This window comes from Microbacterium sp. Root280D1, from assembly GCF_001428975.1.
GTDB lineage: Bacteria > Actinomycetota > Actinomycetes > Actinomycetales > Microbacteriaceae > Microbacterium.
The window spans coordinates 1,160,186-1,181,653 of record NZ_LMJK01000001.1 but is presented as its reverse complement, the minus strand read 5'-3'; the positions used below and the strand labels follow the sequence as shown (position 1 = coordinate 1,181,653).

At 68.5% G+C, this 21,468-nt stretch carries 19 protein-coding genes; 11 read left to right on the top strand and 8 right to left on the bottom strand.

Annotated elements, in window-relative coordinates:
- Positions 1-30: 30 nt before the first annotated feature.
- The gene (locus ASE34_RS05695) at positions 31-1,425 is read right to left on the bottom strand and encodes a DUF6350 family protein (RefSeq protein WP_053099009.1); all 1,395 of its coding nucleotides are present in this window, start codon (positions 1,423-1,425) and stop codon (positions 31-33) included.
- 91 nt (positions 1,426-1,516) lie between these two features.
- Here ASE34_RS05695 and ASE34_RS05690 point away from each other — a divergent pair, with 91 nt between their 5' ends.
- Positions 1,517-2,974 (top strand): NCS2 family permease, encoded by a 1,458-nt coding sequence (locus ASE34_RS05690; RefSeq protein WP_053099008.1) that lies wholly within the window; start codon positions 1,517-1,519, stop codon positions 2,972-2,974.
- A 138-nt stretch (positions 2,975-3,112) separates the two neighbouring features.
- Here the strand turns inward: ASE34_RS05690 and sucD are convergent, their stop codons facing one another.
- Positions 3,113-4,015, bottom strand: coding sequence for a succinate--CoA ligase subunit alpha (gene sucD / locus ASE34_RS05685; protein ID WP_056277351.1), 903 nt, complete (start codon positions 4,013-4,015; stop codon positions 3,113-3,115).
- Positions 4,016-4,042: 27 nt separating this feature from the next.
- Positions 4,043-5,209, bottom strand: a complete 1,167-nt coding sequence (gene sucC, locus ASE34_RS05680) for an ADP-forming succinate--CoA ligase subunit beta (protein WP_053099006.1) — start codon at positions 5,207-5,209, stop codon at positions 4,043-4,045.
- Positions 5,210-5,373: 164 nt separating this feature from the next.
- On the opposite strand from sucC, the gene ASE34_RS05675 reads away from it, so the two are divergent.
- The 8 genes from ASE34_RS05675 to ASE34_RS05640 all read left to right on the top strand — a co-directional run bounded on the left by ASE34_RS05675 (position 5,374) and on the right by ASE34_RS05640 (position 10,615).
- On the top strand, positions 5,374-5,787 hold the full coding sequence (locus ASE34_RS05675) for a YbaB/EbfC family nucleoid-associated protein (RefSeq protein WP_056277348.1): 414 nt from the start codon (positions 5,374-5,376) through the stop codon (positions 5,785-5,787).
- Positions 5,787-6,116, top strand: coding sequence for a type VII secretion target (locus ASE34_RS05670; protein ID WP_053099004.1), 330 nt, complete (start codon positions 5,787-5,789; stop codon positions 6,114-6,116). Before ASE34_RS05675 ends, ASE34_RS05670 begins: the two co-directional genes overlap by 1 nt.
- A complete protein-coding gene (locus ASE34_RS05665) occupies positions 6,113-7,573 on the top strand; it encodes a glycohydrolase toxin TNT-related protein (RefSeq protein ID WP_056277346.1) in 1,461 nt (486 codons plus the stop codon). Before ASE34_RS05670 ends, ASE34_RS05665 begins: the two co-directional genes overlap by 4 nt.
- Positions 7,570-7,854, top strand: a complete 285-nt coding sequence (locus tag ASE34_RS05660; RefSeq protein WP_056277343.1) for a hypothetical protein — start codon at positions 7,570-7,572, stop codon at positions 7,852-7,854. The genes ASE34_RS05665 and ASE34_RS05660 overlap by 4 nt, the downstream gene beginning before the upstream one ends.
- Positions 7,851-8,294, top strand: coding sequence for a glycohydrolase toxin TNT-related protein (locus ASE34_RS05655; RefSeq protein ID WP_056277340.1), 444 nt, complete (start codon positions 7,851-7,853; stop codon positions 8,292-8,294). The genes ASE34_RS05660 and ASE34_RS05655 overlap by 4 nt, the downstream gene beginning before the upstream one ends.
- Complete coding sequence (locus ASE34_RS05650; RefSeq protein WP_056277336.1) at positions 8,291-8,551, top strand: hypothetical protein; 261 nt, start codon at positions 8,291-8,293, stop codon at positions 8,549-8,551. Before ASE34_RS05655 ends, ASE34_RS05650 begins: the two co-directional genes overlap by 4 nt.
- Before the next feature lie 90 nt (positions 8,552-8,641).
- Positions 8,642-9,304: a TetR/AcrR family transcriptional regulator gene (locus ASE34_RS05645; RefSeq protein WP_056277333.1), complete on the top strand. Its 663-nt coding sequence runs from the start codon at positions 8,642-8,644 to the stop codon at positions 9,302-9,304.
- A gap of 75 nt (positions 9,305-9,379) precedes the next feature.
- Positions 9,380-10,615: an acyl-CoA dehydrogenase family protein gene (locus ASE34_RS05640; protein ID WP_053098998.1), complete on the top strand. Its 1,236-nt coding sequence runs from the start codon at positions 9,380-9,382 to the stop codon at positions 10,613-10,615.
- 30 nt (positions 10,616-10,645) lie between these two features.
- Here ASE34_RS05640 and ASE34_RS05635 read toward each other — a convergent pair whose 3' ends face one another.
- Positions 10,646-11,131: a hypothetical protein gene (locus ASE34_RS05635; RefSeq protein ID WP_056277330.1), complete on the bottom strand. Its 486-nt coding sequence runs from the start codon at positions 11,129-11,131 to the stop codon at positions 10,646-10,648.
- A 41-nt stretch (positions 11,132-11,172) separates the two neighbouring features.
- Between ASE34_RS05635 and ASE34_RS05630 the strand changes: the two genes are divergently transcribed.
- Together ASE34_RS05630 and ASE34_RS05625 are read left to right on the top strand one after the other, a co-directional pair.
- A complete protein-coding gene (locus tag ASE34_RS05630; RefSeq protein WP_056277327.1) occupies positions 11,173-12,624 on the top strand; it encodes a phytoene desaturase family protein in 1,452 nt (483 codons plus the stop codon).
- Positions 12,625-12,674: 50 nt separating this feature from the next.
- The gene (locus ASE34_RS05625; protein WP_056277324.1) at positions 12,675-13,718 is read left to right on the top strand and encodes an ATP-dependent DNA ligase; all 1,044 of its coding nucleotides are present in this window, start codon (positions 12,675-12,677) and stop codon (positions 13,716-13,718) included.
- Between the two features lie 3 nt (positions 13,719-13,721).
- Here the strand turns inward: ASE34_RS05625 and ligD are convergent, their stop codons facing one another.
- From ligD to ASE34_RS05605, 4 genes are all read right to left on the bottom strand, one after another.
- Positions 13,722-14,774: a non-homologous end-joining DNA ligase gene (gene ligD / locus ASE34_RS05620; protein WP_056277321.1), complete on the bottom strand. Its 1,053-nt coding sequence runs from the start codon at positions 14,772-14,774 to the stop codon at positions 13,722-13,724.
- Positions 14,775-14,815: 41 nt separating this feature from the next.
- Positions 14,816-15,949, bottom strand: coding sequence for an SseB family protein (locus ASE34_RS05615; protein WP_056277318.1), 1,134 nt, complete (start codon positions 15,947-15,949; stop codon positions 14,816-14,818).
- Between the two features lie 26 nt (positions 15,950-15,975).
- A complete protein-coding gene (locus ASE34_RS05610; RefSeq protein ID WP_053098992.1) occupies positions 15,976-18,438 on the bottom strand; it encodes an ATP-dependent helicase in 2,463 nt (820 codons plus the stop codon).
- A 98-nt stretch (positions 18,439-18,536) separates the two neighbouring features.
- Positions 18,537-21,380, bottom strand: coding sequence for a lamin tail domain-containing protein (locus ASE34_RS05605; protein WP_056277315.1), 2,844 nt, complete (start codon positions 21,378-21,380; stop codon positions 18,537-18,539).
- Positions 21,381-21,468: the final 88 nt, after the last annotated feature.

The window sequence follows — 21,468 nt, the reverse complement described above, 5'->3', positions numbered from 1 at the left end:
CGGGGCCGATGGGAGGCCCCGAGCCGCATGTCAGCCGACGGGATCGCGCGGATCGCGCCGCGGGAGCCGGAATCCGCCCGCGTCATCCAGCGGCGCCGTGTCATAGGTCGACGGTCCGTCCGGCCAGCCGACCGTTCCGTCGCTGGGATCCGTGCGTGCGTTCGACACCGCATCGGATGCCGTCATCTCGGCGACCCAGCGGTCGGTGCGCTCTTCCGCGAGCTCATCGCGATTGCGGGGCGACAGGAGCAGGATCGCTGCGCCGAGCAGGACCTCTCCTCCCAGCGCGAGAGCGAACGGCAGCGGGGCAGGGCCGGCTTCGGAGAGCCGCCCCGGCCCCATCGACCCTCCGGCGAACAGGGCGGCGATCGCGGCGACAGCGGCGGTCAGCACGCCGATCCCGATGGCGATCGTCGCACGGGGGGCGAGGCCGAGCGGCGTGCCCTCCCAGACGAGGCGGGACCGGACCGCCCAGCCGGCGAAGGCACCGGCGCCGATCGGGAGGATGATGACGATGAGCATCCAGATCGACGTGCTCTCGGGAAGCAGCCCCAGCACGGGGATTCCGGGGACCACGCCGAGCTGGGTGCCCGCCGGGGACACCGCTGTGCCGACCCCCACGGCGAATCCGGGTCCGGCGAGCCAAGACGCCGCCCAGACGAGGATGGTGGGCAGATAGGCGAGATGCCCGAGAGTGATGACTCCGGCGCCGAGCGCATCGACCCGCGCCGCCTGGAAGAGAGCCACCATCTCGCCGCCTCGTGCCGCCGTGAGCACGGCGACAGCCACTGCGGAGACCGCGGTGGTCCCCACGACGGCGAAGGCCGCTCCGCGCACGGCCGCACTCGGAACCGGCCCCCAATCGCCCCACGAGTCGACGACGTCGTGGATCCGGTCGAGGAAGCCGCCGTCACCGTCCTCCCAGGCGATGCGGACGGCACCGCACACGGCGCCCACGAGATAGACGGCTGTCGGAAGCAGGATCGCCTCGACGACGGGCGTCTCGACGGCTCCGAGATGGGCGGTCAGTGCGACTCCGGTCGCGATCGCCGCGAACGTGAGGGAGCCGGAGAGCGAGCCGAGGAGCCAGGCCCCCGCGCGCGCGGCGCGGGTGCCGGAGCGGGCTGCGAAGAGCAGCGTGAAGATCAGGAACGCGAGCGGTGTCACCGAGAGCGTGAAGGCGGCGGCCGCCGGTGCGATGCCCGTCGTGCGGAGCACCTCGGTCGATACGTCGATGCTCAGCGGCACGCCGTGGCCGAACTGCCACAGGGTGCCGGTGAGCGGCCAGAGCGCTCCCCAGTCGGCCGTGACGCCGAACGAGAGCGTCCAGAGCAGGGTGAGCGGCGCCAGCAGGACCACGAGACCGACCGCCGCAGCGATTGCGGCATCGAAGGCGGCGAGGAGCGCGACGAGGAGGCGTTGCATATCGAATCGAGACTACGACGAGAACCCTGTCGTCGCCTGTGGGCGCGCGCGACTCGGGCGACACGATATCGTCTCCAGCGGAGGTTTCCCGATGACAACTGCCCCGTCCCCCACCCGCTCAGAGGCCCAACCCAAGAACGCCCTCGACCGCTTCTTCGAGATCAGCAAGCGCGGATCCACGATCGGCACCGAGATCCGAGGGGGCCTGGTGACCTTCGTCACGATGGCCTACATCGTGATCCTCAACCCGATCATCCTGTCCGGCTCGGCCGACGTCGCCGGCGACACGCTCGATTTCAGCGCCGTCGGCGCCGCCACCGCGTTGACCGCCGGCATCATGACGATCCTGTTCGGTCTCATCACCCGCCTGCCGTTCGGCTTCGCCGCCGGCCTCGGCATCAACGCCTTCGTGGCGTTCTCGGTCGTCGGTCAGGTCACCTGGCCCGAGGCGATGGCTCTCGTGATGATCAACGGTCTCGTCATCGTGCTTCTCGCGGCGACCGGCCTGCGCAAGATGATCTTCGACGCGGTCCCGTTCCAGCTGAAGATCGCGATCACGGTCGGAATCGGCCTGTTCATCGCCTTCATCGGGTTCGTGAACTCCGGCTTCGTCACCGCGACCGGCAGCGCATCTCCGCCGGTCGGTCTCGGCGTCGGCGGATCGGTCGCGACCGTGCCCACCGTGCTGTTCATCGTCACGCTCATCGTCACCGGCATCCTGGTCGCGCGCAAGGTCAAGGGCGGGCTGCTCATCGGCCTCGTCACCGGCACCGTCCTCGCGGTGATCGTCGAGGCGATCTGGCATCTCGGAGCCGCATCCGACGACAACGCGGGCGGCTGGGGGCTCACGGTTCCGACTCTCACGGGATCGCCGTTCGGTCTGCCCGACCTGAGCCTGGTCGGCGCGGTCGACTTCAGCTTCGACTTCAGCAAGGTGAGCCTCGTCGCGATCGTGATGATCGTCTTCACCCTCGTCTTCTCGAACTTCTTCGACGCCATGGGCACCATGACCGGTCTCGCCAAGGAGGCCGACCTCGCGAACGAGAACGGCGACTTCCCGCGCATCAAGTCGGCGCTGGTCGTCGAAGGTGTCGGCGCGATCGTCGGTGGTGGTACGTCCTCGTCGTCGAGCACCGTGTTCATCGAGTCCGGAGCGGGTATCGGCGAGGGTGCGCGCACCGGATTCGCCAACCTGATCACGGGTGGCATGTTCCTGCTCGCGATGTTCCTCACGCCGCTCACCTCGATCGTCCCGACCGAGATCGCGGCCGCCGCGCTCGTGATCGTCGGCGCGATGATGATGGCGCAGATCAAGTACATCGACCTCACGGAGTTCGACGTGCTGCTGCCCGTGTTCCTGACCGTGACCGTGATGCCGCTGACCTACTCGATCGCCAACGGAATCGGCGCCGGCTTCGTCAGTTGGGTGCTCATCCAGGCGTTCTCCGGCAAGGCCCGCAAGATCAGCCCGCTGCTGTGGATCGTCGCCGTCGGCTTCGTGATCTTCTTCGCCCGAGGTCCCATCGAGGCGCTCTTCGGCGTCGCCTGAGCGACGACGAACAACACGAAGGGCGGATGCTGCGGCATCCGCCCTTCGTCGTCCCTACGCACCTGGCGTGTCGAAAGCGTCCGGGCATAGAAGAAGGCCCCGGAGTGGAGTCCAGGGCCTTCTCCTACAGTCTAGCGCTTAGAGCGACTCGACGATCTCACGCATGAGTGCGGCCGTCTCGGACGGCGTCTTGCCGACCTTGACCCCGGCGGCCTCGAGGGCCTCCTTCTTCGCCTGGGCGGTACCCGCGGAGCCCGACACGATCGCGCCGGCGTGGCCCATGGTCTTGCCCTCGGGAGCCGTGAAGCCCGCGACGTAGCCGACGACCGGCTTGGTGACGTGCGCCTTGATGTAGTCGGCCGCGCGCTCTTCGGCGTCGCCGCCGATCTCGCCGATCATCACGATCGCCTTGGTCTCGGGGTCGGCCTCGAACGCGGCGAGCGCGTCGATGTGCGTCGTGCCGATGACGGGGTCGCCGCCGATGCCGATGGCCGTCGAGAAGCCCAGGTCGCGCAGCTCGAACATCATCTGGTACGTCAGGGTGCCCGACTTCGACACGAGCCCGATCGGTCCCTTTCCGGTGATGTTCGCCGGCGTGATGCCGACGAGCGCCTCACCGGGGGTGATGATCCCGGGGCAGTTCGGTCCGATGATGCGAGTCGTGTTGCCCTTGCTCTGGGCGTACGCCCAGGCCTCTGCCGAGTCGCCGACGGGGACACCCTCGGTGATCACGACGAGCAGCGGGATCTCGGCATCGATGGCCTCGATCATCGCGTCCTTGGTGAAGGCGCCGGGCACGAAGGCGATCGACACATCTGCGCCGGTCTCCTTCATGGCCTCGGCGACCGAGCCGAAGACGGGGAGCTCGACGGCGTTGCCGTCCTTGTCGGTGTGCGCGACCGTGGTGCCGGCCTTGCGTGCGTTCACGCCGCCGACGACCTGGGTGCCGGCCTTCAGCATGAGCGCCGTGTGCTTGGTGCCCTCGCCGCCGGTGATGCCCTGGACGATGACCTTGGAATCCTTGTTGAGGTAGATCGACATTTCTCTAGTCCTTGTGTCTCTCTGCGATCAGGCGTTGGCGAGTTCGGCGGCCTTGTCGGCGCCTTCGTCCATGGTGCTGGCGAGCGTGACGAGCGGGTGCGCGTACTCGGCGAGGATCGCACGACCCTCGTCGACGCGGTTGCCGTCGAGGCGCACGACCAGCGGCTTGGACGCCGTGGAGCCGAGCGTCTCGAGTGCGCCCTTGATGCCGTTGGCGACGGCGTCGCACGCCGTGATGCCGCCGAAGACATTGACGAACACGCTCTTGACCTGCGGGTCGCCCAGGATGACGTCGAGGCCTGCGGCCATGACCTCTGCCGAGGCGCCGCCGCCGATGTCGAGGAAGTTCGCGGGCTTGACGCCGTTGTGGTTCTCGCCGGCGTAGGCGACCACGTCGAGCGTCGACATGACGAGACCTGCGCCGTTGCCGATGATGCCGACCTCGCCGTCGAGCTTGACGTAGTTCAGACCGCTCTTCTTGGCCTTCGCCTCGAGCGGGTCCGCTGCGTCCTTGTCCTCGAGCGCCTCGTGCTCGGGGTGGCGGATCTCGGAGGCGTTGTCGTCGAGCGTGACCTTGCCGTCGAGGGCGATGATGTCGCCCTCTTCGGTGCGGACCAGCGGGTTGACCTCGACGAGAGTCGCGTCCTCGCCCTTGTAGACGTCGAAGAGCTTGACGAACACGTCGGAGACCTTCTCGATGAGGTCCTCCGGGAAGTTGGCGGCGCGAGCGATCTCGACGGCCTTCTCCTTGTCGATGCCGGTCAGCGGGTTGACCTCGACGCGCGCGAGCGCCTCGGGACGCTCGACCGCGAGCTCCTCGATCTCCATGCCGCCCTCGACCGAGCAGAGGCTCAGGTACGAGCGGTTGGCACGGTCGAGCAGCACGGAGAAGTAGAACTCCTCAGCGATGCGGGCACCCTGCGCGACCATGACGCGCTTGACGATGTGGCCCTTGATGTCGAGACCGAGGATGGCCTTGGCCGCCTCGTACGCCTCGTCGGGGGTCTTGGCGACCTTGACGCCGCCGGCCTTGCCACGACCACCGGTCTTGACCTGGGCCTTGACGACGACGACGCCGCCGATCTTCTCAGCGGCTGCCTTCACCTCCTCAGGGGTGTCGGCGACGATGCCGGCGAGGACCGGCACTCCGTACTTCTCGAAAACGTCTCGTGCCTGGTACTCGTACAGATCCACTGTGCTTCCTTCACTGGGCTGCGGCCTGGAATTCTCTCGATGTCGAGACATCGATCAATCCCCCAGCCTACTACCGCCGCCTGAGCGCCCCTACGTCCGCAGAGCGCGGGCGACGAGCCGATGTCGTCCGGTAGCATTCTTGTGCGTTGAATCAGGGGGAGACAATGACGGACACGTTCGACTGGTCGGATCCGATCGCCACACGGGCCCGCATCGAGCAGCAGGTCAGAGACGCAGAGCGCCGCGCGGCACAGGCCGAGCAGGTGCGCGACGACATCGCTGCCGTGCGTGAGCGGGCGACGTCGCCTGGCCGTGATGTCGCGGTCACGGTGGATTCCTCCGGTCGGCTCGCCGAGGTCACGCTCACGGATGCCGCATACGACCGATCCCCCGCAGCCCTGGGCGCTCTGATCGTCTCCCTCGCCGGAGATGCGCAGCGTGCGGCCGGCGCGAAGGCCGTCGAGATCGCCGCCGAGGCGTTCGGCGCGGACGACGCAGCCGTCGAGCACCTGCGTGAAGAGATCGCTCAGCTCCCCGACCCGAGTCAGGACGGCCAGCCACGGATCGAGTACCGCTGATGGCGGAGCTGATCGCGGTAGACACCGAGACGGTGCGCAGGCACGCGCAGCGCGTCGGCCAGATCGCGTCGGATGTCAGGCTCGCCGAGAACGCCGCCGGGTCGATGAACGTCGGCGGCGGGGCGTTCGGGGTGATGTGCGCATTCCTGGTTCCGCCTGCGCAACTCGTCTCGTCGATCGCCATCGGCGCGATCTCCGCCGCGGCGACCATGCTCGAGCAGTCCGAGGAACAGCTCAAAGGTCTCGCCGATGACTTCGATGAGGGCGAGCAGCGACAGCTCGACACGATCAGCGGTCTGATGGCATCGGTCGAGGGCGGCGTCCGATGACGCCGCCGAACCCGCTGGTGGCCGGACCGATCGATCCGACGACGCCGTTCAGCGGCGCAGGGCTGCTCGAGGACGGCTATGAGCTCGTCAACGCCATCGAGAGCGGAGACTGGGTGGCCGGAGGCCTCGCATCGTTCTCCGCCCTGGCGAACACCGTCGCGACGGCGATGGATCCGCTCGGATCGCTGATCGCGGCGGGTCTGGGCTGGCTCATGGACCATCTCGAGCCGCTCAAAGGCTGGCTCAACGACCTGACCGGCGACGCAGGTGAAGTCGCCGGATTCGCCGCGACGTGGGGCAACATCGCCCAGCATCTGCAGCAGGCGGGCGAGACCCTCGATTCCCGACTCGCCGACGTGAGCTCGATGTCGGGCGAGGCGATCGCCGCGTACCTCCGACTCCAGGCGGACGTCGCCGCTCATATCTCCGCCGCGGGCGCGTGGGCGGGCGGCATGAAGACCGGCATGGAAGCGGCATCCATGCTCGTCCAGGTCGTCCATGAGCTCGTGCGCGACACGCTCTCGCAGCTCGTGGGCTCGCTGATCTCCTATGCGAGCACGCTGGTGATCTCACTCGGCACTGCAACCCCGTACGTCATCGCGCAGGCGACGAGCCGGGTCTCGGCGATGACCGCCCGGATCTCCGGCACGGTGCTCAAGCTCGTCGACGCCGTCACGGCTCTCGCCAAGCACCTGGACGAACTCAAGGCGCTCTTCCAGCGCCTCGGAGACCTCTTCTCGCGCGGACCGGGCGGCGGAAACGCTCCCTCCGGCCCCGGAGCACCGCACAGCCCGAACGGCACGCCTCCCCACACCCCGCCCGACGGCACGACGCCGGACGGGCCCACCTCGCCCGGTCCCAGCGTGCGCGACCAGAGCATGCTCACCGACGAGCAGCTCCAGACATATCTCGAGCGCAACTACCCGCAGTACGCCGACGACTTCGCGGACACCGGCACGCTCCCCCCCGACGTGCAGATCCCCAAGGGGCCTGAGGTCCTTCAGCCGGATGGGAGCATCGACTGGAGCCAGGTGCCCGGCGGCGGGTACGTCCTGGATGCCAACGACAATCCGATCCGACAGCCGCACACGCCGCAGCCCGGTGACGTGCTCGACCGCTACGGTCCCCCCGACGGTCGATACACCTCACCGGTGCCGGATGACGGGCCGTACACGTACGACCAGCGTTCCCTGCCCTACGTCGAGAATCCCGCGCATTACCACCGCTACGAGGTCGTCGGCGATCTGTCCGATCTGCGTGGTGCGTTCGACAGCGCCCCTCAGCACGTCAAGGACGAACTCCTGGCGGGCGGTCTCAAGCCCGAATACCTCGGTTCACAGGGGTACCAGGGAGACATCGCGCCCGGATTCGGCTCGCCGGGTGGCGGCTCCCAGGTGCAGCTTCCGCTCACCGCCGAGCAGCTCATCGCGCTGGGCCTGCTTAAGGAGATCCCATGACGAACCTCACCGCCGCCGACGCACAGCGCATCATCCAGGACGAACAGCTCACCGCCACCGCGAACTGGTTCGGGCGAACCGGCCGTCGCGAACGGTCGGCATGGATCGATCGCGACGGCGATGAGTGGATCGTGTGGGACACCGACGAGCGCGGCGACCGGTTCTTCGGCCCGTCGCGCTTCTCCTCCGAAGCCGAGGCGCTCGACCAGTTCCTGCGGATGGCACGGTCGCACAAGGCAGCGGATTCCACCGCTGTGCGCCGGATCGGGGACTCCGCATGACCGAGCTCTGGATCGGCCCCGACGGCCGCGCCCTCACTCGCGAGCCCGTGCCGGCCGGCGCGGAGGTCTGGGACATGTACGGCCCCGTGAACACCCGCTACGTCTACCTCGTCGAGAACGGGCAGCCCGCTGCGTATCCTGAGCGCTCGCTCCCCTGGGTCGAGAATCCGTCGGCGTACCACCAGTTCATCGTCATCGGCGATTGCGTACACGTCCGTGCCGCATACGAGCGATCCGGCGATGCCGCGCTTCGCCGCGACCTGGATGATCTCGTGGACATCGGCTACTACCGCTGGGACGAGCCCATCTACAGCGGCAGGGTGGCTCCCGCATTCGGCGAACCCGGCGGCGCCACCCAGCTCGTGCTGCCCCTGCCGCTCTCGTTCTATCTGCGACTCGGACTCGTGCGCGAACTGAGCGTCCCTGGAGGACTGGCATGAACCGTGACACCGTGCTCGCCGACCTCCGCGCACGCGGCCATGCCGGGTACTCGCTCTTCGAGGACCCGCGCGGCAAGCCGAACGTCATCGTCCTGACCTTCGGCAGGAACGGTTTCCAGACCTGGATCCAAGACGAACGCGCACAACCCATCGCCGGTTCGCTCCGCGCCTTCGACGAGGAATCCGAAGCCCTCGCCGACTTCACCCACCGGGTGGAGATCTGGAACCGCGTCAGCGGCGTCCGTCCGACGGCATAGACGGCCACGCCTCCGTCCGGTCGCCACGGCCTCACGCCCTGTGGCGACCCCCATGATCGTCGACGACATCGACAGGTCTAGGCTCGTTCCATGCACGAATCCGCAGAACTGCGCACCGGCGTCGTGGCCGCTGCACTCGAGCTCTTCGCGTCACAGGGCTTCGACCAGACCTCCGTCGAGCAGATCGCGAAGGCCGCAGGCGTCTCACGCTCGACCTTCTTCCGCCAGTTCGGCGGCAAAGAGGATGTGGTCTTCGCGGACCATGAGGTGCTGCTCGACCAGTTGCGGGCCTTCCTCGCGGAAGGGCATGACGACCCCTGGCGTGCGGTCTGTGCGGCATCCGAGTCGGTCTTCGCCCACTTCGCGCACGATCCCGAACTCGCGCGTCGCCGCTATCAGATCGTCCGCCAGGTGCCGGTGCTCCGTGAGCGCGAGATCATCACGGTGTTCCGCTACGAGCGGCTGTTCGACGACTATCTGCGCAGCTCGCTCCCCGGGATCGATCCTCTCGATGCCGTCGGGTTCTCCGCCCTCGTCACCGCCGTGCACAACCATGTGCTGCGGCAGCTGCTGCGCGGCAAGAAGAAGGTGCCGCTCTCGACGCTGCAGACGGCGCTCGCCGACGTCCGCCGCCGCTACGGGGTGCCTTCCGACGCGGTCTCCGAGGCTCCGGATGACGTGGTCGTCGCCGTGTTCCCTCGCTCGATGCCGATCGCCGAGGTCACCCGGCGCCTGCGCTCTCAACTCGACTGAACCGAGACTCACTCCACCGGAGTCGTGAAACCGAGTTTCAGAGCGTACGATACTTGGTGTCACGAAGGAGTCACCATGAGCACCGCAGCCTCTCCCCTGCCCGGCGAGCGCGTCTCGTCGTACGACATCACCGGGCGACAGGACAGCGATTACTACGCCGTCTTCGCCGACATCCCCGACGCCGACCGGTCGGCCTGGGATCGCGCCAAGGCCTACATCGACGAGGTCGGGCCTCAGATGGCGGACGCCTGGGATCGCGCGGAGTATCCACTCGAGGCCGCGCGCCGAATGGGCGAGATGGATCTCGTCGTCGATGGCATCGAGCATCCTGCCCTCACCCGGCTCTCTCCCCTCGCTGCCGGGCTCGTGAACATGGAGATCTCGCGCGGCGACGGGTCGCTCGGCACCGTGCTCGCCGTCCAAGGCGGGCTCGCGCTGCGCACCCTGGCGCTCTTCGGATCCCCCGCTCAGCAGGAGAAGTGGCTCACGGCTCTGGCCGACGGCTCGGTCTTCGGATCCTTCGCCCTCACCGAGCCCGACCACGGGTCTGATTCGGTATCGCTGGAGACCGTGGCCCGCCGCGACGGCGACGAGTGGGTCATCCGCGGCGCGAAGAAGTGGATCGGCAACGGCGCCTCGGGCGGCATCACTTTCGTCTGGGCCCGCGTCGACGACGAGACGGCGCCCGAACACGGTGCGGTCCGGTGCTTCCTCGTCGAACAGGACACCCCCGGATACTCAGGGACGCCGATCCGCGGCAAGGCCTCGCTTCGGGCGATCCACCAGGCTCACATCGTGCTCGACGACGTCCGGGTGCCGCTCGACTCCGTGCTCCCTGGCACCAAGAGCTTCAAGGACGCGTCGGTCGTCCTCTACGCCACCCGCTCAGGGGTCGCGTGGTCGGCCCTCGGCCACGCGACGGCCTGCTACGAGGCGGCGCTGGCCTACTCGACCCAGCGCATCCAGTTCGGCAAGCCGCTCGCCAAGTTCCAGATGGTGCAGGAGCGCCTCACGCACATGCTCGAGGACCTCACGGCCATGCAGCTGTACTGCCGTCGCCTCGCAGACCTCGAGACCGCGGGTGAGCTTCGCCCCACGCAGGCCTCGCTGGCGAAGTTCCACAACACGCGAGCAGCTCGACGCGTGGCATCCGTCGCCCGTGACCTCCTCGGCGGCAACGGCATCCTGCTCGAGAACGGTGTGATGCAGCACATGGCCGACATCGAGGCGATCCACACCTATGAGGGCACCGAGAGCGTGCAGGCGCTGCTGCTCGGGCGCGACATCACGGGGATGAGCGCCTTCACCTGAGCGCTCACCACCGCGGTGCCGACGAGGACGTCAGTCGCAGCCGCAGCCGCCGGCCGGCGTCTTCACCATGAAGCAGACGTCGCACACGCCGTAGTCGCGCTCGTCCGTCTTGGTCGCGCGCTCGGCCTTCGGCGCAGCCGCGACACGAGGGGTCGTCGATCTCTTCGCCTTGACAGGCGCGATCGGGCGGAACTCGCTCGGGTGCGTCACGTAGAAGTACGGTGCGCGTCCCTCGCTCGGCTGCAGTCGCAGGGGCGTCGAGCCGATGACGATCGTCTCGTCCTCGGTGAAGCCGTTGGTGTAGGTCTTGCCGATGTGCAGCGGGGCGCCGTCGCCGCGGCGGATCGCCTCGATGTAGCGACCGCGGTCGATATAGGAGGAGATGCCGACGGCGTCGGTGATCGCGGAGATGAACTCGTGGTTCTCCTCGGCGATGCGATGCGCGCGGAGCGCCTCCGCGAGGGTTCGGTACGGACGGGAGTTGCCTGTGGGGGTCGGGCCCTGAACTTCATTCATTTCCTCAAGGATCTCACGCCCGGGCATGGAAGACTGGCCGAATGGCACGCGCGACGATCATCGGCTCCGGACCGAACGGCCTGGCGGCGGCTGTGTCCCTCGCGCGCGCCGGCTACGAGGTGCACGTGCTCGAAGCTGCCGACACGATCGGCGGCGGAGTCCGCACGACGGAATCGACCCTCTCGGGATTCCGGCACGACGTCTGCGCCGCCGTGCACCCGGCCGCGCTCTCCTCGTCGTTCTTCCAGGCGTTCGGCCTCGCCGAACGGGTGGACTGGATCCTCCCCGACATCTCGTACGCGCACCCGCTAGACGGCGGCAGAGCCGGAATCGCATGGCGCGACATCGAACGCACCGCGGCAGGGCTCGGCGTCGACGAGCGGGCCTGGCTGTCGCTCCTGCGCCCGCTCAGCACTCACGTCGAGGGTGTCGTCGACTTCACCGGCAATCAGATGCTCAGGGTGCCTCGCGAGCCGATCACGGCTCTCCGGTTCGCGCTGCGGATGCTCGACCAGGGCACGCCGCTCGCCCGGCGCAGCTTCCGCACCGAAGAGGCCGCCGCGCTGATGGCCGGTGTCCTGGCGCACGCGAACACCCCGCTCCCCTCGCTCGCCGGTGCCGCAGCCGGGCTGCTGCTCGCCGCGCAGGCGCACGCCGGCGGATGGATGTACCCGCGAGGCGGCGCGCAGCGCATCGCCGACAGCATGGTCGCCGATATCGAGGCTCATGGCGGATCCGTCGAATCGGGCATCCACGTCACCGACCTGGGATCGCTCGACTGGGGCGAACCCGCCCGTGGTGATCTGCTGATGCTGAACACATCGCCCCGCCTCACCCTCACCCATCCGGACATCCCCGCGGCCTACGCGCGGGCGATCCGCAACTACCGATACGGCCCCGCCGCTGCGAAGGTGGATTTCGCTCTCGACGGGCCGATTCCCTGGGCGAATCCTGACGTCGCCCAGTCGCCCACCGTCCACATCGGTGGATCGGCCGCGGAGACGTGGGCGAGTGAGAACGCTGTCGCCGGGGGACGGATCAGCGACCGACCGTACGTCCTGACGGTGCAGCCCTCGGTCTTCGACCCCAGCAGGGCGCCGGAGGGCAAGGCGGTGCTGTGGGCGTACATCCATGTTCCCCAGGACTCCGATCTCGACGCCACCGAACTCATCACGCGCCAGGTCGAGCGATTCGCACCGGGATTCCGGGACCTCATCCTCGCGCACCACTCGGTGCCGGCGTCGTCGCGCGAGGCGGTCAACCCGTCGGAGATCGGCGGCGACATCCTCGGCGGGGCGTTCACGATCCCGCAGGCGCTGCGGCGCCCGGTCCTCGGCATCGCGCCCTGGCGCACTCCGATGCACGGGGTGTACCTCGCGTCGGCGTCGACACCGCCCGGCCCGGGCGTCAACGGCATGGCGGGATGGCATGCCGCCCGCACGGCGCTCAAGGATGCCGGCATGCGCGTCTCCCTCGACGACCTCTTCTCCTGACGGGCGAAATCACCCTTCTGCCACGACGCGACCGACGCCAGGATGGATCCATGCGCTACGAGATCCCGTCCCCGATGCTGGCGAAGGCGGCAGCATCCGTCCCCGATCCCGCGAAGACCGCCGGAGGGCTGCTGTTCGAGCCCAAGTGGGACGGATTCCGCGGGCTGATCGCCTGGGACGGCGAGACCGTCGAGATCGGCTCCCGCGGCGCGAAACCGCTGACGAGATACTTCCCCGAGCTCGTCGAGGCGATCCCGCGACTGCTTCCGAGGCCGTGCCTGCTCGACGGAGAGATCGTCGTGGCCACGGGACACGAGGGGGCGCAGCGACTCGATTGGGAGGCGCTGAGTCAGCGCATCCATCCCGCGGCCTCACGAGTGGCGAAGCTCGCCGCGGAGACGCCTGCGATGTTCATCGCCTTCGATCTGCTGGCCGTCGACGACGAAGACCTCCTGAGCACTCCGTTCGCCGAACGCCGCGCGCGCCTGGAGACCCTGATGGAAGGGGTCGAGCATCCCCTGCACATCACGCGCACCACCCGCGATCGGGACGCCGCCGTGCGCTGGCTCGCCGAGTTCGAGGGCGCAGGGCTCGACGGGGTCGTCGCCAAGCCACTCGATCAGCCGTACGCGCCCGGAAAGCGCACCCTCATCAAGATCAAGCATGCCCGCACCGCTGACGTGGTCGCGCTCGGCTACCGCGTGCACAAGTCCGGGTCGGGCGTCGGGTCTCTGCTCGTCGGCCTCTACGACTCCGACGGCACCCTGCGGCAGGTCGGCGGCGTGGCCGCATGGAGTGATGTGCGCCGCCGGGAGCTCGTCGAGGAGCTCGCCCCGCTCGTGCAGCGCGACGACTCCGGCGAGGCCCTCACCGGTGAGGGTGAGCGTTCGCGCTTCAGCGGGTCCAAGGATGTCTCGTTCGTCCGGCTGCGCCCCGAGCTCGTGCTCGAGGTGCGCTACGACCAGCTCGAGGGTTCGCGGTTCCGCCATACGGTGCAGTTCGACCGCTGGCGTCCGGACCGGGATGCGCGGTCGTGCACCTACGACCAGCTCGACACCGTGGCCGGGTACGACCTGGCCGAGGTCATCGGCTGAGGCTCACTCCTCGACGGGATCACCGTTCGCATCCCAGTGGGCGTCGACCTTCTTGCTGGGCTGCACGCGTGGGGGCTCTCCGGGCATCTTGGGAAACTCGGGCGGGAACGACAACTCGCCGAGGCCCGCCGCCTTGTCCCGCTCCCACCACTCGAGAAGCGTGTCGATGCGCCCCGGCTCGTCCTGCTTGCCCGCCCAGGGATCACCGACCTCGGCGAGTCTCTTCGGGATGCTGCGGACGGTGAAGACCGCGGGGTCGAGACCGTCCAGCTCGTCCCAGTACACGGGCGTCGAGACCGTGGCCCCGGGAAGCGCGCGGGGGCTGTAGGCACCGGCCATCGTGCGGTCGCGGTTCGCCTGGTTGAAGTCGATGAAGACCCGCTGACCACGCTCCTCCTTCCACCAGCTCATCGTGACCTGCTCCGGCATCCGTCGCTCCAGCTCGCGGCCGGCTGCGATCACGGCGTGCCGCACATCGAGGAACTCATGAGTCGGTTCGATGGGCGCGAACACGTGCAGTCCACGGTTGCCGCTGGTCTTCACGAACGCGGTGAGACCGACCTCCTCGAGCACCTCTCTCAGCGCGTGCGCGGCGGGGATGGCATCCGCGAACCCCGTGCCGGGCTGCGGGTCGAGGTCGATCCGCAACTCGACGGGATTGTCCGGGTCGGTGGCGAGGGACGCCCAGGGGTGGAAGACGATCGTGTTCATCTGCGCCGCCCAGACGATCGCGCTCGGGCGATTCAGGACGATCTGCGGATGCCGACGCGCACTGTTGTAGGTCACGGTGACGGCGTCGACATAGTCGGGCGTTCCCTTGGGCGGGTTCTTCGAGAAGAACCCGTCGCTTCCCACGCCGTCGCGGAAGCGCTCGAGCGAGACGGGACGATTCCCGTTCGCCTCGAGGAACGGCACGCTGACGAGCTGGAAGTACTCCGCGAGCTCGGCCTTCGTGATGCCGTCCTTCGGCCAGACGACCCTGTTCGGGCTCGAGAGCGCGACCTCGCGCTCTCCATCGGGATCGATGACTGTCAGGGTCACGCGTTCTGAGGCCATGCTCCGACCCTAGAGGGCCGGTGCGACGCGGGGGAAGCCCGTCAGTCGTCGATGTCGATCGCGAGGATCAGCACCGAGGTGAGAGCGTCGCGCTCGACCACGATGCTGGGGCCGGCCGGATCGATGATGACCCCGGCCATATCGATGTGGCTGGAGAGGATCTTGGCCAGCTGCAGCGGCTCGAACGGCAGCGGTCGATCGCCCCGACCGAGCGCGAGCACCTCGAGCGGGTGCGAGAAGAGCTGGAGGAACCGCTTGCCGTCGGGAGTCTGCGCTTCGGCGATCCCGACCTGTCCGCCGGGATTTCCCTCGTTGACGGCGACCCACATGCGCTTCGTCGCGAGCGCCTCACCGACCTTCGATGCGGTGTCCTGCTCTCGCGGCGCGGCGATCAGCGACTTGACCGTCATGTCGACGTCTGCCTGCTCGAGCGCCTTCTGCAGGAGCTCGGACGGGAACACCACGCGGTGCGGTGCAGAGGCGTTGTCGACGATGAGGCCGGCGAAGTCACCCGAGACGACCTGCTGCAGAACGGACGTGACGGGCTGGGCGACGGCAGATGTCGCCGTCGGGTCCTTCTCGAGCTGCACGGAGTCTCGGACAGCGGCGGCCGAACTGAACGCGAGCATGAACTGACGATCGCCATCACGCACGACCGCGACAGCGAGAGGCTTGCCCTCACTGATCTGCGCGCGTGCGTCACCGTTGACGCGGATGTACATGTGCCCCTGCAGCGCCTGGCGGAGCACTCCGAGCAGCTGCTCGTTCGTGGCGCCCTGCTCGACCTCTTTCAGGGATTCACGCAGCAGGACGTTGTCCTTCATGCCCGGGACGGTCTCGGTCTGCTCGGGCGGCATCGCGGGCGCCAGCGGCAGTCGACGCTCGGGCTCGGCCACGGGGGCGGGTGCCGGCGCAGCGGGAGCAGGGGCGGGTGCTGTCGCAGGCGCCCCTGCTGCCGGCGCGTCAGGACCGGGCAGCTCGACCTCCGGTCCGGCCTGAGCACCGACCCCACGGAACGCCTGGACGGAGATACCGATGGTGGGCGTGGCCTCGGCGGCGTCCGCCGGCGCCTCCGCACCGTCCGGAGTCTCGTCGGCGGACTCCTCGGTCTCGGTGTCGAACTGGTCGGCGACGACGTCGTCGGCGGACTTCTTGCGGCGGGAGAACAGGGCCATATCAGCCAGCCTAACCCGCCAGAGGGCTAGATCTTCTCGATCGGCGCGACCTTGATCAGGAGCTTCTTCTGGCCGGCGGAATCGAAGCGCACGTGCGCGATGCGCTTGGCACCCTCGCCCGTCACCGCGTCGACCCGTCCGTCGCCGAAGTCCGTGTGGCGGATGCGATCCCCGGCGGCGAGTTCGAGGTCGCCGTTGTCACGCATCTTCGCCGTCACGCGGTTGGGGAACTTGTCCATCGCGGTCGAGAGCGGCTTGAGAGAGTCGCGCCCCGGCAGCTGCTTCACCGCGAAACGGTCGCCGGAACCGGAGCCGCCGGAGCCGCCGAATCCGCCTGCCCGGCGCGCATTGAGCGCACGGGACTGCATGCCTCCCCGGGAGTTGACGTCGCCGGGCGACTGGCGCCAGTCGATGAGTCCGGCGGGGATCTCCTGCAGGAAGCGGCTGGGCATCGCGACCGAGACCTCGCCGAACTGGGCCCTGGTCATCGCGAGCGACAGGTGCAGGCGCTTCCGCGCGCGCGTGATGCCGACGTAGAAGAGCCTCCGCTCTTCCTGAGGACCGCCCGGCTCCCCCGCCGAGATGCGGTGCGGGATCAGATCCTCTTCGACGCCGGTCACGAAGACCGCGTCGTACTCGAGCCCCTTCGCGGTGTGCATCGTCATCATCGACACCGACCCTGATTCGTCATCGAGGTCATCGGCATCCGAGACCAGGGCGACCTCTGTGAGGAAGTCCACGATCGTCCCGTCAGGATTGTTGCGCGCGAAGTCCCGCGCGACGGCGACGAACTCGTCGAGGTTCTCGACGCGCGCCTCATCCTGTGGGTCGCGGCTCGCCCGCAGGGCGTCGAGGTAGCCGCTCTTCGACAGCAGCACGCTGAGCCCGTCGGCGACGGTGGTCGGAGCGGGAACCTCGCCGGAGGCGGGGAGCATGATCTCCGTCGCCTCGGCCAGCACGGCATCGAGCTGGGCGATGCCGGCCTGGATCTTCGGACCGAAGCCCAGCTGCTCGGGCACGGACAGGGCCTGCCGGAACGTGATGTCGTGGTCTTCGGCGAACCGGGCGATCGCCGTCTCGGTCACATCGCCGATGCCGCGCCTGGGCTTGTTCAGGATGCGGCGGACAGCCATCTCGTCGGCCGGGTTCGCGACGGCGACCAGGTAGGCGAGGGCGTCCTTGATCTCGGCACGCTCGTAGAACTTCGTGCCGCCCATGATCTTGTAGGGCACGGCGGAGCGGATGAAGATCTCCTCCAGCGCACGCGATTGCGAGTTCGTGCGGTAGAAGACGGCCATCTCGGAGTACGGCATGCCGGCGCGATGCAGCGCCTCGACCTCGTCGGCGACGAATTGGGCCTCATCGTGCTGGGAGTACCCGGTGAAGCCGACGATCATGTCGCCGTCGCCCTTGTCGCTCCAGAGCTTCTTGTCCTTGCGATCGAAGTTGTTGCCGATCACCGCGTTCGCCGCCGAGAGGATGTTCTGCGTCGAACGGTAGTTCTGCTCGAGCAGCACGACGCGAGCGCCGGGGAAGTCGCGCTCGAACTCGCTGATGTTGCGGATGTCGGCGCCGCGGAAGGCGTAGATCGACTGGTCGGAATCACCCACCACGGTGAGTGACGCGCCTTCGAGCTCCGGCGTGGTCTCCGGCTCGAAGATCATCATGCCGTCGGAGGCATACGGATCGGGCGAATCGCCCGAGACCGGACGCGTCAGCTCGTGGATGAGGGCGTACTGAGCGTGGTTCGTGTCCTGGTACTCGTCGACCAGCACATGACGGAACCTGCGCCGATAGGTGTCGGCGACCTGCGGGAAGGCGCGGAACAGATAGACGGTCTGGCCGATCAGGTCGTCGAAATCGAACGCGTTCGCCTTCTGCAGCTGCCGCTGGTAGTCGGCGAAAAGCTCGACGAAGATCCGCTCGGCCGGGTCGTTCATGTTCGCCTGTCGCGCATACGCGTCGGCATCCGACAGCTCGTTCTTGAGCTTGGAGATGCGCGACTGCACGGCCCCGGGCGTGAGACCGTAGGCATCGGCCTCGTGCTGCTTGACCAGCCGCTTGATGAGCGCCCGCGAATCACCGGAGTCGTAGATCGTGAACGACTTGGTGAACCCGAACTGCTGAGCCTCACGCCGGAGGATCCGCACGCAGGCGGAGTGGAACGTCGAGATCCACATGCCCCGCGCCGCGTCGCCCACGATCGCCTCGACGCGCTCGCGCATCTCACCGGCGGCCTTGTTGGTGAAGGTGATCGCGAGGATCTGGCTGGGCCATGCCTCGCGTGACCTCAGCAGAGAGGCGATGCGCCGTGTCAGCACGCTGGTCTTGCCGGAGCCTGCACCCGCGACGATCAGCAGCGCGGGTCCGCGGTAGGTCACCGCTTCGAGCTGCTGCGGGTTGAGGCCGGCGAGGAGGTCGTCCTGTCCCTGCGCTCCGGTGGAGCGAGGGCCGACGGATCCGGGGACGATGAGGGGGGCTTCGGTCATGGCTCTACGAGTCTAGGCCGCGCCACCGACACTGCCGGCGGATGGGGCGGATGCACGGGATCCCGTGCATCCGCCCCATCCTCGTCGCGTCGCTCGTGTCAGCTGACGCGCCGGCGCCGACCGGCGACGAGCGCACCGCCGACGACGAGCATCAGGGCCAGAGCGATCAGGGCCACGGGCGCCTCCGCGCCGGTCGCAGCGAGGCCGGCGGCACCGTCACGGTCGTCACCGGAAGGCGCACCGCCGGGCTGGCTCGAGACCGGGCCTTCGCCAGGAGTCTGCCCCGGGTTCTCCCCGGGCCCTTCGCCGGGCGTCTCTCCGGTCACTCCGGGAAGGGTGCCGACTCGCAGCGCCTCGGCGGCGAAACCGTCGGCGAACCACCAGACCGGACGCTCACCGTCGACCGACAGCGAGGCCGGGGCGGTCGCGAATCCCTCGTTGTTGATGTCGGGCATGCCGGCAGGGCGGGCGAAGTGCGCGATGCCGGGCTGTTCGGTGCCGTTCAGCGTGATCTGGGCCGACTGCCCCTGGCAGCCGTCGTCGCAGACCGCCCACAGCACGTCGAGCACGCTGTCGTAGTCGAGCGCCATGACGCCGGGCAGACCGGGTGCGATCTCCGACACCAGCGTGGCCCGGCCGTCGGCGCCGAGCGCGAACGCGTAGACGTGACCGTTGTCCTCGACCGCGACGAAGAACAGGCCGCCGCCGTGTCCGGCGTAGTCTGCCGAGTCGTACGGGGCCGCGGTGTTGACGTCGAAGAGTGCGCCGTCAAGAGCGCTGTCCGGCACCCACTGCACCGCCTCCATGCCGAGGTTCGCTCCCACGGCGGGGAGCGACGAGGTCAGATCCCACTCCTGCTCGGCGACGAGGTCGTCGGCGGAGGCTTCGGGGTCGACCCTCAGGATGGTGTTCTGGTTCACGCCCTTGGCGCTGTTGTCGCGCTCGGAGGCGACGTAGACCGATCCCTCGCCGTCGACGGTGATGCCCTCGGTGTCGGGGCCTGCGGCGTTCGGGTCGCCGGCATCCTTCTGGAATCGCACGCGCTTGCCCGACTCCCACCCGGCGATCTGCGAGAACGAGCCGTCGGCGTGGGCCTCGAGCTTCCAGATGCGCCCCTCGCCGTTGTCCACGGCCCAGAGGAACGATCCGTCCGACGTCTCCTGCACGTCGAGACCCGAGCTGTCCTCGAGGAACGTCGGTGCGGTGTCGAGCACCCGGACGTCGGCCGACCCCGGCCATGGCGAGACGGGGATCTCGCCGGCGCAGATGTTCGCCGCACCCTTCGTGCTCTCCGCGGTCGCCGCGAAGGTGCCGGCGATGTCCGGGCAGCGCCCCCACGTGGTGGCCGCGTGCCCTGCGCCCCACGTGGTGGAGTCGATGAGCAGATCTCCGTCGAAGACGCGAACGGAGTCGCCGTCACCCAGACCGAAGCCGAGGTCCGTGCCCTCGATGACGAGGTATCCGCCCGCGGCGATGGTGGTCGCGGCCGGAATGACGTAGGAGTGGGTGTCGTCGTCGTCCTTCACGACGACGCCGGAGACGTCGAGGGCGGATGCGGTCGGGTTGACGAGTTCGGCCCAGTCACCGGGCGATCCGCCGTCGGACTCGACCTCGTTGATCCGCACCGGGTTGCCGCACGCGTTGCGCTGGCCCTTGGTCGAGACCGCGATGTCGGCGAACTCTCCAGCTCCGTCCGCGCATCGCGCGAGGACGCCCGCCGCATGCGCCGCGTAGACGTGCTCGTCGACGATGTTGAGGTTCGCGTCGCGCAGCGTGACGGTGTCGCCGTTGCCCAGACCGAACACGAAGTCCTTCGGCTGGTCGAAGACGAGGTACGCGCCGGGTTCGAGCACGGTGCCCGCGGGCAGCGGCGTCGTCTCCGCCGCGTGGCCGACCGGGTCGCCGTCCATGACGGTCCAGCCGGAGAGGTCGACCGGTGTGCTGCCCGAGTTGACGACCTCGGCCCAGTCGGTCGCGTCGCCGTCGGACTCGATCTCGTTGATCACGACGTCCGGCATGACGCACGTGTTCGTCGCCCCCGGGGTCGCATATGCGAGCACGAAGGCGCCCTCTCCGTCGGGGCAGCGAGCGAGGGTCGCGGCGATGGCGTCGCCGTCGATGGCGGCATGGCCGCTCCATGCCTGCGTGTCGTCGACCAGCACGCCAGCCGTGTCGAACAGGCGGATGCGGTCGGCGCTGCCGATTCCGATCGGATCGCGGAAGGCCGTCTCGACGCCACCGACGAGACCGATGGCCCCCTCCTCGACGACGAGGAACTCGCCGGCGGCGATCTCCGTGTCCGGCAGGAACTGCCAGCGGTGGTCGTCGGAGTTGTCGCGGATCTCGTAGCCCGAGATGTCGAGAGGGGCATCGCCCGCGTTGTGGAACTCCACCCAGTCCGCCGGCTGCGAGTCGACCTCGTTGATCGCGATGGTGCCGCCCAGAGGTTCGTCGGATGCGAAGACGTTCGCCGCGCCCTTCGTGGACTCGGACGTCTCCGCCCATTCGACGATGCCGTCGACCTCCCGCGCTCCCCAGGACACTGCAGCGTGAGCCGCCCACGATGTCTCGTCCACGAGCACGGCGCTCGGGTCGAACAGTCGCACCTGGTCTTCTTTGCCGAGGCCGAAGGCGAAGTCGCCCGCTCCCGCATCGGCCTGGTCGAGAACGAGATGCGCGCCGGGCTCGATCACCGATCCGTCCGGGAATGTGTACGCCTCATCTTCGCCGTCGTCCTTGACGACGAAACCGCTCAGGTCGACCGCGACGGCCGACGTGTTGACGAACTCGATCCAGTCGCCGGGTGCTCCCCCGCTCGACTCGACTTCGTTGATGCGGACACCGGGTTCGGCTCCGGTGGCGGCGAGCGGCACGGCGAGCAGGGCGGCAGCGCTGAGTGCGCAGACCGTCGTGACCGCAGCCGCAGAGTGCAGGCGGGACATAGGGCTCCTGAGGGAATCAGTCGGGTAGGACTCCACATCAGCGATTCCGCATGGCCGAACGACGGCGTGCAGGTGCACGGATGGTGAA